Below are 14061 nucleotides of genomic sequence, written 5' to 3' on the forward strand. Positions count from 1 at the left end.
ATGTGGGATTATGGACTAGATTTATTATATCCTTCCCGCGCCGGTGAGGGCTTCGTTTATAATACCCTTGATTATGGATGATGGACTGGCTCTGACCGTGAATGATGAGCTGAGTGCCCAAGTTGGTTTGCTCCTCCGCCGACACGGGTTGTACCTGGTAGTGGCAGAATCGTGCACCGGTGGGTTATTGGGGCATCGCATAACGAATGTCCCGGGATCTTCCGATTACTTCCTGGGAGGCGTCATTGCCTATGCGGATTCGATCAAGCAGGCTTTGCTGGGAGTAAAGGCCGAAACCCTAATCCGTTTTGGGGCGGTAAGCCGCGAGACGGTACTGGAGATGGCGCATGGTGTGCGAGAGCGCCTGTGCCCGCCGGGTATTACCCCGGCGCAACTGATTGGCCTGGCCATTAGCGGTATTGCCGGACCGGGCGGTGGTACCCTCGACAAGCCAGTGGGCTTGACCTGGATCGCTTTGAGTACGGCTGAGGGGGAGTGGGCCTGGTCATATCACTGGGAGGGGGATCGGCTCCACAACAAGGCCTCCTCTGCGGAGCAGGCCCTGCGCCTTTTGCTGAACTATTTGGAGGGATATGGGTCATCGCGTTGAAGTGATCCTACGTACCCAGGGTGGGCGTCAACTCCCCTGGATGGTTGTTCACCAGGGGCGTGTGCTCCCCATCACAGAATGGGGACGAGCCTGGGTGGACTGGGATGGCGAGCACTACCTGGTTCGCCTTGAAGGGCAGATTTGTGAACTGTGGCACAATACTGCCGAAACCGTGTGGTATTTGCGCGATGTGGCCGGTTCAACTCACCCGGCCTGAGGAGGACCTGTGGACAGTCCCAGACGGATTGTTATTCTGACCGCGGATGCGGGTTTTGGTCATCGGAGTGCGGCCAATGCGGTCGCCGCTGCTCTGCAGGAGCGCTTTGGAGCGCAGTGTGAGGTCCACATTCTCAATCCGTTGGAGGACAAGCGAGTGCCTTTCATCTTGCGCGAGAGCCAGTCGGATTATGACATTCTGGTACGGAAGGCGCCTGAACTTTATCGCCTGGGATTTGAGGTTTCCGATGCCACCCTGCCCAGCGCGGTCGTTGAGGGGGCGCTGACGGTAATGCTGTTTGAGGTCCTGTGGGATCTCGTTCATGAATATCGCCCCGACGCCATTCTAACTACCTACCCGCTCTACCAAGCCCCGCTGACAGCGGTTTTTACCGTCTCACGTCGCTTTGTACCATTGCTAACCGTCATTACCGACCTGGTGACTGTGCACCGTTTATGGTTCCACGAACGTGTAAATTACTGTCTGGTTCCTACACCGGCGGTTTATGATCTGGCATTGGAGTATGGACTGGCACCGGAAAAAGTGCGCTTGACGGGCATTCCCGTGCATCCACGCTTTGCCCAGGAAAAGCGCCCCAAACCCGAGATTCGCCATGCGCTGGGCTGGCACCCAGATCTGTTTACCGTCATGGCGGTTGGGAGTCGCCGGGTTTCAGGGCTGATGGATATGCTGCACGTGCTGAATCATTTTGGGGCTCCCCTGCAGGTTGTGGTGGTAGCCGGCAAGGATGAGGAACTCTATGCTGACTTACAACGCGTGGAGTGGCATGTGCCGGCTTTCTTGTACCTGTATGTAAGCGAGATGCCGGCTTTTATGCACGCTGCCGATCTGCTCATTTCGAAGGCGGGAGGGCTCACGGTAACTGAAGCCCTGGCCAGTGGTTTACCCATGGTGCTCATTGATGTGATCCCCGGTCAGGAAACCGGCAACATGCAGTATGTGGTTGAAAACGGCGCTGGAGATTGGGTCGAGCAGCCCCTTCAGTTTTTGGAGGTTCTGGCGCACCTGCTCCAGAATGACCGGGCTTTGCTCCGTCAGCGTGCCGAAAACGCGCGGCGGTTAGGGCGTCCGCTGGCGGCCTATGAGGTGGCAGAATTGGTTTGGGAGGCGGCCCAAACTGGGCCTGTGCGTAAGGCAGCCGGCAAGCTGGCCGGAAGGCGCTCTCTACTCGACCTGCTCAGGCTGAATCAGGTGCACTGGAACGAGGCGGCAGAGACGGAGGAGGCTGAGTGAGACGTGCAGATGTCGTGGTGTTAATCTCAGCCCACGCCGAGTGGCAGGTGGTCACGGATTTTTATTCGTATCCCCCGCAGGGGCAAACCCCTTTCGGGGATTTTTTTGAAATGGAGATCGAAGGGTTAAGGGTGGTGTTTGTATATGGGGGGTGGGGGAAGATCTCGGCGGCGGCTTCGGCTCAGTATACCATTGATCGTTGGCAGCCCCGTCTATTGGTCAACCTGGGAACCTGTGGGGGAATCGCCGGCCAGGTGCAGAAGGGAGAGATCCTCCTGGTAGAGCAGACCCTGATCTACGATATTTTGGAGCAGATGGGGGATCCTCAGGAGGCGTTGGATTTTTACACCACTTCTTTGGATGTCACCTGGGTGGGGGAGCGGGCTCCTCTGCCGGTACGCCGCGCGCGTTTGCTCTCTGCAGATCATGATTTAGATCCCTGCGAAGTCCCCATACTAAGGGAGCGCTTTGGGGCAGTGGCCGTGGACTGGGAAAGCGGGGCCATTGCCTGGGTAGCAGCGCGTAATTGTTGTCCCTGTCTGATCCTGCGCGGCGTGAGCGATCTGGTGGATGAGCACCGGGGCGAAGCCTATGTTGCCTTTGAGGTTTTTCAACAAGGGGTTGAGGCTGTCATGCGTCCCTTGCTGGTAACGCTCCCGACCTGGCTTTTGCTCTGGGCGGAGAAAAGGTTGAAAGATTAGCCCTAAGGTCCACCCAGCCTGATTTGATATCAAAATTTTGTGATGATTTTCACTATTTGTTTGTGCCAGTTATCCGTAGTCGGTGGATGGCAGAGATGATATACTGGCCAAATTGGAGGTAAAAAGTAAACATTGTACGTATTATCAATTCTTATGTCATCGTGCCTTATGTTCTCACCTTTGGTTAATCTTTGCATGGCATAATTAGGCCGGATATTCCGGGCTAGACAAGATATCGGTACAATATTTCATGACCAAAGGAGGTCAAATGTCTCAACCCGCTGTTGAAATCCCCAGGCCAGGTGGCAACCGCGCCAAGTTTATTGTGGGTGGCTTATTGATTGTTGCGGCCATTGTTTATTTGATTGCTTCTTCCACCCAGGCCAGCGCGCAATATTTCCTGACTGTAGAAGAACTTCGGGCTAGAGCCGATGAAGTGAGGGGTCGTGAGGCGCGCATTTCGGGGGCTGTGCTTGGGGACACAATTCAGTACGATCCACAATCCTTGCAATTGAGTTTTGAGATTGCCCACGTGCCCGGCGATAATAAAGAAATTGAAGTGCAGGGAGGATTGGCGGCTGTACTGCACGCGGCGGTGAATGACCCCACCCGACCTCGTATCAAGGTTGTCTACCACGGGGTCAAGCCCGACCTCCTGCGTCATGAGGCCCAGGCCATTGTCACGGGCAAGTTGGGTGAAGATGGGGTATTTTACGCTGAGGAATTGCTTCTCAAATGCCCTACCAAGTATGAAGAAGCCCTGCCCGAACAGGCGGGGAATTAACGCGCCGGGTGATTGTCCAAAGTCACACCGCGTTGGGATGTTGAACTGAGCTTACCTCTTCGCGGGTGACCAAACGAGGAGAGGATTATGGTGGCCGAAATAGGGTTTGGTGCGCTTATCGTTGCTTTTGTGGTTTCAATTTATGGAATCGTGGCCGGCATTTATGGGGCGCGTCGTCACGCAGAGCCCTGGCTGGAGAGTGGGCGCCGGGCCATGTTGCTCACCTGGCCGCTGATCACGCTTGCGGTGCTTTGTCTGGTGGCCCTGTTGGTGGGTGGTCACTATGAGGTGCAGTATGTTTATAACGTGACCAGCAGTTTCATGCCCCTTTATCTGAAAGTAACGGCTTTGTGGGGTGGCCAGGCGGGTTCATTAGTTTTCTGGTCCTGGCTTATGGCAGCCTTTGCCTCCGCGGTAACACTGCGCAAATGGGATCGAGACCGTGAATTCCTCCCCTGGGTAATCGTGGTCACGCTGGTCACACTAGCATTTTTCCTTGGGCTGGTCATCTTTGTGGAAAATCCTTTTGTTCGGTTTTGGCAGATGCCAGATGGTCGGCAGGCAGTGGCGATGTTTGCCCCGCGCGGGGCTTTGCCGCTCGTGCCGATGGAGGGGCGCGGGCTCAATCCGCTTTTGCGCCATCCGGGGATGATTTTGCACCCCCCAATGCTTTATTTGGGTTTTGTGTCTTTTGTCATTCCCTATGCGTTTGGCATTGCTGCGCTGGTAACGGGCCGGACGGATGATCGGTGGATTCGCATTACCCGGCGCTGGACCCTGGTAGCCTGGTTGTTCCTCTCATTGGGGTTGATTTTAGGTAGCCGCTGGGCGTATGATGTCCTGGGGTGGGGGGGCTATTGGGGCTGGGACCCGGTTGAGATTGCCGCTTTCATGCCCTGGCTGAGCGGCACGGCCTTCCTTCACTCAGTGATGATCCAGGAAAAGCGAGGACTTTTCAAGCGCTGGAATATGATTTTGATCATTCTGACCTATGCGCTGGTCATTTTTGGCACCTTCCTGACTCGCTCGGGAGTGCTTTCCTCGGTGCATGCCTTCGCTCAGAGTGCCATTGGCCCGCTGTTCTTTGGCTTTATTGCCATCACCTTCCTTGGCTCCTTGGGGTTGTTACTATACCGCTGGAATGATCTGCGCTCCGAAGGAGTCATGACCTCGTTGCTTTCGCGCGAGGCGCTTTTCTTGCTCAACAACCTGCTTTTTATGGGCGTTCTGGTGGTGTGCTTCTGGGGGGTCATTTATCCCCTCATTTCAGAAATCATCACCGGGCAAAAGGTAACCGTAGGCCCCTCCTACTATGAACGCTCCACGGGTCCCCTATTTGCTGCTTTGTTGCTCCTGATGGGCATTGCCCCCCTTTCTGCCTGGGGGCACTCGACGCTAAAGACGTTGGGGCGTGCCCTGTGGAAGCCTTTGGTGGCCTCTGTGGTGATTGTCGTTGGCTTGTGGGTAGGAGGAATCCGCGCGTGGAGCGCTTTACTGGCTTTCTGGCTGGTTGCTCTGGTGTCGTTAGTGACCTTGTATGAGTACTACCGGGCTGTGGTGGCGCGGCATCGTCGAACGGGTGAGAATTACCTGCGGGCATTATGGAACCTGGCCGGGCGCAACCGCCGCCGCTACGGCGGGTACATCATCCATCTGGGGGTGGTTCTGATGGCGCTGGGGATCATCGGAATTGAACTTTTCCAAACGGAGACCCAGGGGACGGTCCAGCCGGGTGGCTCATTGCGCCTGGGAAATTACACCATGCTCTTCCAGCGCCTGGATGTGTTTGACACGCAGGACGGACGCAACGTGGCGCGGGCGGTGGTCTCGGTTTTTAAGGGGGATCGCTACGTGGGTGAGTTGCACCCACGTCGGGATTTCTTTTACGATTCTCAGCAAACCATGACCATTCCAGGGGTACGTAGCACAATGGAAGACGACTTCTACGTCCTCCTGGTGGATTGGCAATCCTCCGCCCAGGGGATTACCTTCAAGGTTTACCATAATCCCCTGGTTAACTGGTTGTGGGTAGGTGGGTTGGTCTTCATTCTGGGGACGCTGGTAGCGGCCTGGCCGGACCGCGAAGCCGAACCAACCCGTGCTCGGGCTACGCAATCCCTGGCGGCGCAGAGGGTGAGACCGTGAGTAAGATCAAAACTGGCGAAGTGCGCTTTTTCTGGCAAGGCTGGGTTTGGGGGGCAATGCTTGTGCTGATCCTGGCGGGGATCGTGGTGCAGCCGGTGCTGGCCCAGCAGCCCACTCCCTCCGATGACGAGGTAAATGCGATTGCCAAGACCATGTACTGCCCCGTCTGCGAAAACGTGCCTCTGGATGTATGTCCAACGCAGGCGTGTGCCCAGTGGCGTGAGTTGATCCGTCAGAAACTGGCAGAGGGCTGGACGGAGCAACAAATCAAGGATTATTTCGTGGCGCAGTACGGGGATCGAGTGTTGGGAGAGCCGCCTCGCCGCGGCCTGCATTGGCTGGTTTATGTGCTTCCCCCGCTTTCGTTTTTGATCGGTGTTGTCATTGTGATTAACGTTATCAGAAGCATGCGCCGACCTCTGTCTCTGAACGCCTCATCCCCCTTGGGGGCGGATGCGCCATCCGCCGCAGAGGATCCTTATTTGCAACAGTTGGAAGAGGAGTTGCGTCGGCGCGAACGTGGCGAGTAAGCGCCCGAATTTTAGAGATGGAGAGGTAAGATGAGCACCGAATCCAAACCGACCACGGGTTCGCGTTCGTTATCCCCTGTGATTATTGTGGTTTCGTTTGTGTTGTTGATCGGCTTTCTATATCTGATCGGTCAGGGGCTTCGCCGTGCCTATGCCGGCCCGATCGCGATTGGGCAAAAGGTACCAGCGTTTGAATTGACCACATTTGAGGGGGCGGTTATTCGCACAGCCGACTGGCAGGGCAAAGTGATCGTGGTCAATTTTTGGGCATCGTGGTGTAAGCCATGTGAGCAAGAGGCCGCTGATTTAGAACAAGCCTGGCAGCGCTATCGCCCCGGAGGGGAGGTGTTGTTCCTGGGGGTGGACTATGTGGATACCGAGCCGGAAGCCCGTGCGTTCATCGAAAAGTTTGGCCTCACTTATCCTAACGGCCCGGATTTGCGAACCAAGATTTCGCAAATGTTCCGCATCCAGGGCGTGCCCGAAACCTATATCATTGATCGTGGCGGTCGCTTGGCCTTTGTGAAGAAAGGTCCTACGACGCTGAACGAAATTACCGGGGTCATTGACCAGTTGCTGGCTCAGGCCCCATAAGGAGTGTATGGTTTTATGGAACTGGGTACATTGTTTCTCATCCTGGCGCTGGCATTACTGGTGGGTTTCTACCTCAGCCAGCCCTTTTTTGATGCCCGCCTGCGTCGAATCTCGAAGGCTGCGCAAGCAGCAGCGGATAGCCGCGAGCACCTTCGTTCCAGCCTGTTGGCGGAGCGTGATCGCCTGATTAATGCTTTATTGGAACTGGATTTTGATTATGCCCTGGGAAAGATCCCCGAGGAGGATTATCCGGTCCAGCGCGAAACCATGCGTCAGGCGGCAGTACAGGTTCTACGTCAACTGGATGAACTCGAGGTATCGGTTGCAGAAGGCGAGGCCGAAGAGCGCCTGGAAGCCGCTCTGGCGGCACGGCGGGCCGAACGCAGGGGTGAAGCCCTACCCGAAGAAATGGATGAGATTGAACGCCTGATAGCCGAGCGCCGACGCGAGCGCCAGGGTAAAGTGGCTGGCTTTTGCCCTCAGTGTGGCCAGCCGGTGCGGCGTGATGATCGCTTCTGTCCCAAGTGTGGTGCGGCGCTTCAGGGGGGAGCATGAGCATCTTAATGAACCGTCATTGCCGTATAAGTGGACTTATCCTCATAGCGGTCTGGCTTGTCTTCGGCCTGGTGGGGTGTTCGCTGGCCGCTGATGTCACCCCTCCACCCAATGTACAATCGTTTGTGGCTGCTCAGCCCACTCCCACTCATGCCACGCTTCCTCTGGTCCCTCCTGACCCGCGGCAGGGTGAGGCTATCTATCGCGAAAAATGTGCGCCTTGCCACGGGGAAAGCGGTCTGGGGGATGGCCCACAGGCCACGCAGTTACCGGTGGCGGTACCCGCGCTGGCCGATCCTCAACTGGCCCGCGAGGCCAGCCCTGCCGCCTGGTATGCGATGGTGACTCAGGGTAATGTGGAGCGCTATATGCCGGGTTTTCGCTCCCTGAGTGACCGTCAGCGCTGGGATGTGGTGGCCTATGCTCTTTCCTTGAGCCTTTCCGAGAAGATGTTGCAGCGCGGCGCCGAAATTTATGCGCGGGAGTGTCAGGCATGCCATGGCCCGAAGGGCGAAGGAGATGGCCCACGTGCGAAATCTTTGGGCATCACTTTGTCGAATTGGCGAAGCGAGCCCGGAATCCTGGCTGAGCGTTCTCTGCGCGAGATTTACAAGGCGGTTCAGGCGGGGGTGACCCCTGCCATGCCGGCGTTTGCGCAGACCTTGAGCGATGATGATCTGTGGGCTGTGGCGGGTTATGTGCGCTGGCTCTCATTTGTTTCGCCCTCTCCTACTCTAGGAACTACTGGGGTGGAAGCCACGCCGCTGGCAGCCACCCCTCCTGCGGGCTCTGCTTCTCAGGCAACGCAGGCTCCTACCACTTTGCCCTCGACGGTGGCACTGGTCACGGTCAAGGGTCAGGTTAACAACGTAACCCTGGGAAAGGCATTAACCGGCGTTGAGGTGCGTTTACTGGCCTTTGATGGCATGACCGCTGCTTTTGAGCGCTCAGCGCGCACCGATGCGCAGGGACGTTTTACCTTTTCCGAAGTCGAGATTCAACCTGGACGGATTCTGCTGGCCACAGTAAGTTATCAGAACCTTTCCTTTGAGTCCCAGGCTTATCATGTCCAGGATCAAGATATGACCTCGACCGACCAACCGATTGATCTCTCGGTGGCTGTATATGAGACCACCACCGACACCTCCGTGCTCTACGCAGATCGCATGCATGTTTTCCTGGACGTGCTGAACAACGAGCGTCTGCAGGTGGTGGAACTTTTGCTCTACAGCAATGTGAGCGATCGGGTGTTGGTGCCCTCCGAAGCAGGTGGTCCCGTGTTTACTGTGGCTCTCCCCGCCGGGGCTGAAAATCTCCAGTTTCAGGATGGGACATTGGGGGAGCGTTATGTGGCGACCAGCGGCGGCTTTGGCGATACCGAACCGGTCTATCCGGGGATGAGCCACCAGCTCTTGTTCGCATATGAACTGCCGATGGCACGCCAGGTGTCGTTGAGCATCCCGGTACCTATGCCAGTGGAGGCGGCGGTGATCATGGCCCCCCAAGAGGGAGTGAGCCTGAGCGGCCCTCAGTTGCAGGCGATCGGTACGCGTCAGGTGCAGGGGGTGAATTTGCAGGTTTTCACCGCTTCGGCACTGCAGGCGGGGTCAACCCTTGATCTCACGCTGGGGGTGCGGCGTGCTTTTCCCTGGCGCTTAAACCTGAACGCCGGCAATAGTTTGATTGTGGGACTGGTGGTATTCATCGCAGTGGCCTTGGGACTGGGTGTGTGGTACTGGCGACAAGTCCGTCTTCCGCAGAGGACGGAGCCATCCCCAGAGATTGAAAGCGAAGACCCGGTGGCCATTCTGGATGCAATCATCGCCCTGGATGATCTCTACCGGGCAGGTGAATTGCCAGAAGAAGCCTACCGCACACGACGGGAGGAATTGAAAGCCCGCCTGCGGAACTTGAAACAGCCTAAGGACTCCTGAAAGGGTAAGACGTGGCGATGATTGAAGTGCATCATCTCACCAAACGTTATGGCCCCAAGGTGGTACTGCGCAGGCTGGATCTGCGTGTGGAGAAGGGTGAGTTTGTTGCACTGTTGGGACCCAATGGCGCAGGGAAGACCACTTTACTGCGCATTCTGGCTTCTCTCTCCAAGCCGACTCTGGGTGAGGTTTGGATTGCCGGTTATCGGTTAAGAGACCAGGCGGCTTGGGTACGACGGCGTCTGGGGGTGGTCTCACATCAGCCCCTGCTCTATGGGGATTTGAGCGCTGAGGAGAATTTGCGTTTTTACGCCCGACTTTATGGACTGGAAAACGCGGAGACGCGAATTCGCGAGGTTTTGACCCTGGTAGGACTTTGGGCGCGGCGGCGTGACCTGGTACGGACTTTTTCGCGCGGGATGCAGCAGCGACTGGCCATCGGGCGGGCCATTTTGCACGATCCAGAAGTGCTTTTGCTAGATGAGCCGCACACCGGGCTGGATCAGGAGGCCTGCGACATGCTCGATCAATTGTTGCGGCAGGTGGCTGCGAGAGGTCGGACAGTGGTCATGACCTCGCATGATCTGGCGCGGGCGGCTGACCTGGCTTCACGTTTTGATGTGCTTAGCGGGGGGCACATTCAAGCGAGTGTGCGGCGCGAAGACCTGGCCGGAGATGCATTGCTGACATTTTACCGTCAGGCTTTGGGGTCTGAAAACGCTACGGAGGGAACGGGGGAGGTGCATTTGTGAAAGCGACGGGGGCGGTTTCATTCTGGCAGGCCACTCTGGCCGTGTTGTGGAAGGACCTGGCAGCCGAGTGGCGCAGTCGCGAGTTGCTCTCAGCAATGCTGGTTTTTGCCCTGTTGGTGATCTTTATTTTCAATTTTGCCCTGGAACTGCAGACCCAGTTGCGTGCCGGCCTTAGCGCAGGGATTCTGTGGGTCACCCTCATTTTTGCGGGCACGTTGGGGTTAAATCGCTCATTAGCCGTTGAAAAGGATCGCGGCTGCCTGGATGGTCTCCTGCTGGCACCAGTGGATCGGGCAGCCATTTATGCAGGAAAAGCACTGGCTAACTGGGTTTTCATGCTCATCGTGGCCGCGATTATGCTGCCCCTGTTTGGGATTTTCTATAATGCCTCTCTAGTACTGCCGGGCGTTGTCCTGGTGGTCCTGCTGGGCGCTGAGGGTTATGTGGCAGTGGGGACGCTGTTGGCTAGCATGGCGGTTCAGGCCCGCACGCGTGACATTCTTCTTCCCATTTTGTTGTTCCCGGTGGTTATCCCGGTGGTGGTAGCCGCGGTCAAGGCTACAGGGGGCTATTTGCAGGCTTTACCCCTGGAGGAGATTCGTCCCTGGCTCAACCTTCTGGGGGTGTACGATGTCATTTTCACTTCGGTGGCTTTTATGGTATTTGATTCTATTCTGGAAGAATGAGTAGAGGAGGTTTCCATGTCAACAACTCCCCGAGCCTTAGTGGTACTGGATGTCATTGCTGGTCTGGCGTTGGCAGTAGCAGCCGGTATGGTTTTTTTCTATGCCCCGTTAGAGCGGGTCATGGGAGCGGTTCAGAAGGTGTTTTACTTTCACGTGGCGGCTGGCTGGGTGGGCATGTTGGGCTTTGGGTTGGCGGCGGTGGCGGGTATTATCTACCTGATGAGGCGTCGCAGCCGGTGGGATTTACTGGGGGTGGCGGCTATTGAGATCGGTCTGGTCTTTACGTTGATCAACGTGGTCACCGGCATGATCTGGGCACGCCCGGTCTGGAATACCTGGTGGACATGGGACCCGCGCCTGACGACGGCCACGATCATGGAACTGGTTTACATTGCCTATCTCATGTTGCGCCAGGGCATTGAAGATCCGGAACGACGAGCGCGTTTTGGAGCCGTTTATGCCATTGTGGGTTTCCTGAGCGTCCCGCTGACTTTCTTTTCCATCCGCATCTTCCGTACCATTCATCCAGTGGTTTTGGGGAGCGGTGACCCGACGGCGACCGGTGCTTTCAGCATGACCCCCCGAATGACCCAGACGCTGATGGTCAGTCTGGTGGCGTTCTCGCTGCTGTTTGTGGCTTTGCTCTGGCATCGCCTGCGCCTGGGCGAGTTGGGCGAACGGGTAGAACAACTACGTCTTAAGTTGCAATCCTAGTGAGGAATAAACTTATGGAACAACCGGCCAATACATTTACTTACTTTATTGCGGGGTATGCGGTCATCTTTGGAGCTATGCTCATTTACCTGGTGAGCCTGGTGGTGCGGTGGCATCACTTGCGTCAAGATGAGGCCCTGTTAACCCAACTTGAAGCCGAGAAGGCCAATCCCCAGGCAAGGGATCAGGCATTCTCACCTTAAGCGACGGCGCATGGCAAAGGCACAGCGTTTTTATGCCGTCTGGCAGGGGCGGCAGCGTGGGGTGTTTGATTCCTGGGAGGCCTGTAGGGCGCGGGTGGAGGGGTATCCGGGTGCCCAGTTCATGAGGTTTGAGACCCGCGAGGCCGCTGAACAGGCGTTGCAGAGACCTTACCAAGATGTTGTGGCCGAGCGCCAGAGCCCTCCGCGTCCGTCTCAATCACCAGCACCATCGCAGGGCTATTGCGTAGATGCGGCTTATGACACAGCCCGTCAACGCCTGGAGTATCGCTGTGTGTACCTCCCTTCACGCCGCGAGATCTTTCGGGTTGGTCCCCTGCCCGATGGGAGCAATAACATTGGGGAATTCCTGGCCATTGTCGAGACGCTCATGTATCTGGCAGAGCGCAACGATCCAGCACCAGTTTACTCAGACTCGGAGATCGCCCTGCTATGGGTGGCTCGGAAACGCTGTCGCACGCGGTTGCCTGAAAGTCCGGAACGGGCAGCCCTTTTTGAACGCATCCGGCGAGCAGAACAATGGTTGCAGTCTCATACGTTCAGCAACCCATTGCGCAAGTGGAAGACAGACCAATGGGGGGAGAATCCCGCCGATTTTGGGCGCAAGTAAGCAGGGTGGGGAATTAAAGCCTCCAACGGGGCCTTGCATGCGTACCCCGTTGGAGGCGTTTCAGGAGGTGTGGCACACGGAGAGGTCCGTGGTGGCACGCTCTTTCCTAGGCAACCTGGCTCTGGGAGATCTGAGGTAGCCGTGAGGGTATGGCAGCGATTTCTTCTTCGGGAAGGGCCAGGTCTTCTAATTGCCCGTTATTATAGGCATTATAGGCACTCAGGTCGAAGTGACCATGACCGGAGAGGTTGAAAAGGATGACCCGTTTCTCACCCGCTTCTTTGGCTTTCAGGGCTTCGTCAATGGCAACCCGAATGGCATGAGCGGACTCGGGTGCCGGCAAGATCCCTTCGGTACAGGTGAAGAGCACAGCGGCTTCGAAAACGGACCGTTGAGGCACAGCAACGGCTTCGATGTAGCCCGCGTCATAAAGGGCACACAGGGTAGGTGCCATGCCATGGTAGCGCAAACCACCAGCGTGAATGGCGGGTGGGGTGAATGAGTGTCCCAGGGTGTACATTTTCATCAAGGGGGTCATGCCGGCAGTGTCGCCGAAGTCGTAGGCGTAGATGCCACGGGTGAGCGAAGGCGCGGCGGTGGGTTCAACCGCGATCAATCGGGTGCGCTGGCCGTTGCGCAAATTCTCGCGCAGGAATGGGAACGCAATGCCCGAAAAATTGGAGCCTCCTCCGATGCACCCGATGACCATGTCCGGATACTCGCCGGCCAGGTCCATTTGCTTGAGGGCCTCTTCTCCGATTACGGTTTGGTGCAAGATGACATGGTTGAGCACCGAACCCAGGCTGTATTTTTTCTTCCCGCCCGAGGTCGCAGCCACTTCGACGGCTTCGGAGATGGCAATGCCAAGGGACCCGGGATGGTCGGGGTTGGTTGCCAGGATGGCGCGCCCGGCTTGAGTGCGGTCGGTGGGGCTGGCAAAAACCTGAGCGCCATAGGTTTCCATCAGAAAACGACGGTAAGGCTTTTGCTGGTAGGAAACTTTGACCATGTAGACTTCCAAGTCGAGGTCAAAAAAGCGGCAGGCCATGGCCAGGGCTGAACCCCACTGCCCGGCGCCGGTTTCTGTGGTTAAAGCATGCGTTCCCGCCACCTTGTTGTAAAAAGCCTGAGCCAGGGCGGTGTTCGTTTTGTGACTGCCGGATGGGGAAACACCTTCGTATTTGTAATAAATGTGCGCCGGTGTATCGAGAACCTTTTCAAGCCGGCGAGCACGAATCAAGGGGGTGGGGCGGTAGAGTTTATAGGCCTCGCGCACGGGCTCAGGTATCTCAATGTACCGCTCTTGACTGACCTCTTGCAGGATCAATTCCATGGGGAAGAGCGCACTAAGGGCATCTGGGGTCAGGGGTTGACCGGTTGCCGGATGCAGGGGCGGGCTAAGAGGTACCGGCATGTCGGCTAGAATGTTGTACCAGTAGCGGGGCAGATCGTTTTCATTAAGGATGTAGCGGGTCTGTTCGGACATGGTAAACCTCCTTTGGAAATGTGAATTAGATAAAAGACGCCATTTAGCGGTTTGTGATTACACACCGAAACAAAAAGCGTGTTCGCCTCGCTTGGAGGCGAACACGCTTTGGTGTCCGCGGTGCCACTCCAGTTAGGCGGCTTTTCTAACGAAAATCCCCTGGTGAAAGCACACAGGGGAAAAAGCCAGCCTCACTCGTTGCGGGTACGGTGGTCGAGCCACGATACCCTTTGCCCTGATAACGGTGGCGACTCCGGCTCAGGCTACT

16 protein-coding genes are annotated in these 14061 nt (G+C 56.7%); 15 read left to right on the forward strand and 1 reads right to left on the reverse strand.

Features of this window, described 5'->3' with window-relative positions; all coding sequences use genetic code 11:
* The first annotated feature begins 73 nt into the window (after nucleotides 1-73).
* From SE15_RS10515 to SE15_RS10585, 15 genes are all read left to right on the forward strand, one after another.
* Nucleotides 74-610: a CinA family protein gene (locus tag SE15_RS10515; RefSeq protein ID WP_083461882.1), complete on the forward strand. Its 537-nt coding sequence runs from the start codon at nucleotides 74-76 to the stop codon at nucleotides 608-610.
* Nucleotides 594-827, forward strand: coding sequence for a hypothetical protein (locus SE15_RS10520; RefSeq protein ID WP_054522068.1), 234 nt, complete (start codon nucleotides 594-596; stop codon nucleotides 825-827). The genes SE15_RS10515 and SE15_RS10520 overlap by 17 nt, the downstream gene beginning before the upstream one ends.
* A gap of 9 nt (nucleotides 828-836) precedes the next feature.
* Entirely contained in the window at nucleotides 837-2081 is a 1245-nt protein-coding gene (locus SE15_RS10525) for an MGDG synthase family glycosyltransferase (protein ID WP_054522069.1), read from the forward strand.
* Nucleotides 2078-2782 carry a 5'-methylthioadenosine/S-adenosylhomocysteine nucleosidase family protein gene (locus SE15_RS10530; protein ID WP_054522070.1) on the forward strand — a complete coding sequence of 235 codons (705 nt, stop codon included), beginning with the start codon at nucleotides 2078-2080 and terminating at the stop codon, nucleotides 2780-2782. Before SE15_RS10525 ends, SE15_RS10530 begins: the two co-directional genes overlap by 4 nt.
* Before the next feature lie 268 nt (nucleotides 2783-3050).
* Nucleotides 3051-3566, forward strand: a complete 516-nt coding sequence (locus SE15_RS10535; RefSeq protein ID WP_054522071.1) for a cytochrome c maturation protein CcmE — start codon at nucleotides 3051-3053, stop codon at nucleotides 3564-3566.
* A gap of 87 nt (nucleotides 3567-3653) precedes the next feature.
* A complete protein-coding gene (locus SE15_RS10540) occupies nucleotides 3654-5711 on the forward strand; it encodes a heme lyase CcmF/NrfE family subunit (protein WP_083461884.1) in 2058 nt (685 codons plus the stop codon).
* Nucleotides 5708-6241 (forward strand): cytochrome c-type biogenesis protein, encoded by a 534-nt coding sequence (locus SE15_RS10545; protein ID WP_054522073.1) that lies wholly within the window; start codon nucleotides 5708-5710, stop codon nucleotides 6239-6241. The genes SE15_RS10540 and SE15_RS10545 overlap by 4 nt, the downstream gene beginning before the upstream one ends.
* Before the next feature lie 30 nt (nucleotides 6242-6271).
* Nucleotides 6272-6835, forward strand: a complete 564-nt coding sequence (locus SE15_RS10550) for a TlpA family protein disulfide reductase (RefSeq protein ID WP_054522074.1) — start codon at nucleotides 6272-6274, stop codon at nucleotides 6833-6835.
* 15 nt (nucleotides 6836-6850) lie between these two features.
* Nucleotides 6851-7390 (forward strand): zinc ribbon domain-containing protein, encoded by a 540-nt coding sequence (locus SE15_RS10555; protein WP_054522075.1) that lies wholly within the window; start codon nucleotides 6851-6853, stop codon nucleotides 7388-7390.
* Nucleotides 7387-9324, forward strand: a complete 1938-nt coding sequence (locus tag SE15_RS10560) for a c-type cytochrome (protein ID WP_054522076.1) — start codon at nucleotides 7387-7389, stop codon at nucleotides 9322-9324. Before SE15_RS10555 ends, SE15_RS10560 begins: the two co-directional genes overlap by 4 nt.
* A 17-nt stretch (nucleotides 9325-9341) precedes the next feature.
* A complete protein-coding gene (ccmA, locus tag SE15_RS10565; RefSeq protein ID WP_054522077.1) occupies nucleotides 9342-10076 on the forward strand; it encodes a heme ABC exporter ATP-binding protein CcmA in 735 nt (244 codons plus the stop codon).
* A complete protein-coding gene (locus tag SE15_RS10570) occupies nucleotides 10073-10762 on the forward strand; it encodes a heme exporter protein CcmB (protein ID WP_054522078.1) in 690 nt (229 codons plus the stop codon). The genes ccmA and SE15_RS10570 overlap by 4 nt, the downstream gene beginning before the upstream one ends.
* Before the next feature lie 15 nt (nucleotides 10763-10777).
* Entirely contained in the window at nucleotides 10778-11476 is a 699-nt protein-coding gene (locus SE15_RS10575) for a cytochrome c biogenesis protein (protein WP_054522079.1), read from the forward strand.
* Nucleotides 11477-11490: 14 nt separating this feature from the next.
* Nucleotides 11491-11679, forward strand: coding sequence for a hypothetical protein (locus SE15_RS10580; protein ID WP_054522080.1), 189 nt, complete (start codon nucleotides 11491-11493; stop codon nucleotides 11677-11679).
* 10 nt (nucleotides 11680-11689) lie between these two features.
* Entirely contained in the window at nucleotides 11690-12307 is a 618-nt protein-coding gene (locus SE15_RS10585) for a ribonuclease H1 domain-containing protein (RefSeq protein ID WP_054522081.1), read from the forward strand.
* A gap of 106 nt (nucleotides 12308-12413) precedes the next feature.
* Here SE15_RS10585 and SE15_RS10590 read toward each other — a convergent pair whose 3' ends face one another.
* Nucleotides 12414-13793, reverse strand: coding sequence for a TrpB-like pyridoxal phosphate-dependent enzyme (locus SE15_RS10590; RefSeq protein WP_054522082.1), 1380 nt, complete (start codon nucleotides 13791-13793; stop codon nucleotides 12414-12416).
* Between the last annotated feature and the right edge of the window lie 268 nt (nucleotides 13794-14061).

This window comes from Thermanaerothrix daxensis (assembly GCF_001306145.1).
GTDB classification, from domain to species: domain Bacteria; phylum Chloroflexota; class Anaerolineae; order Anaerolineales; family Anaerolineaceae; genus Thermanaerothrix; species Thermanaerothrix daxensis.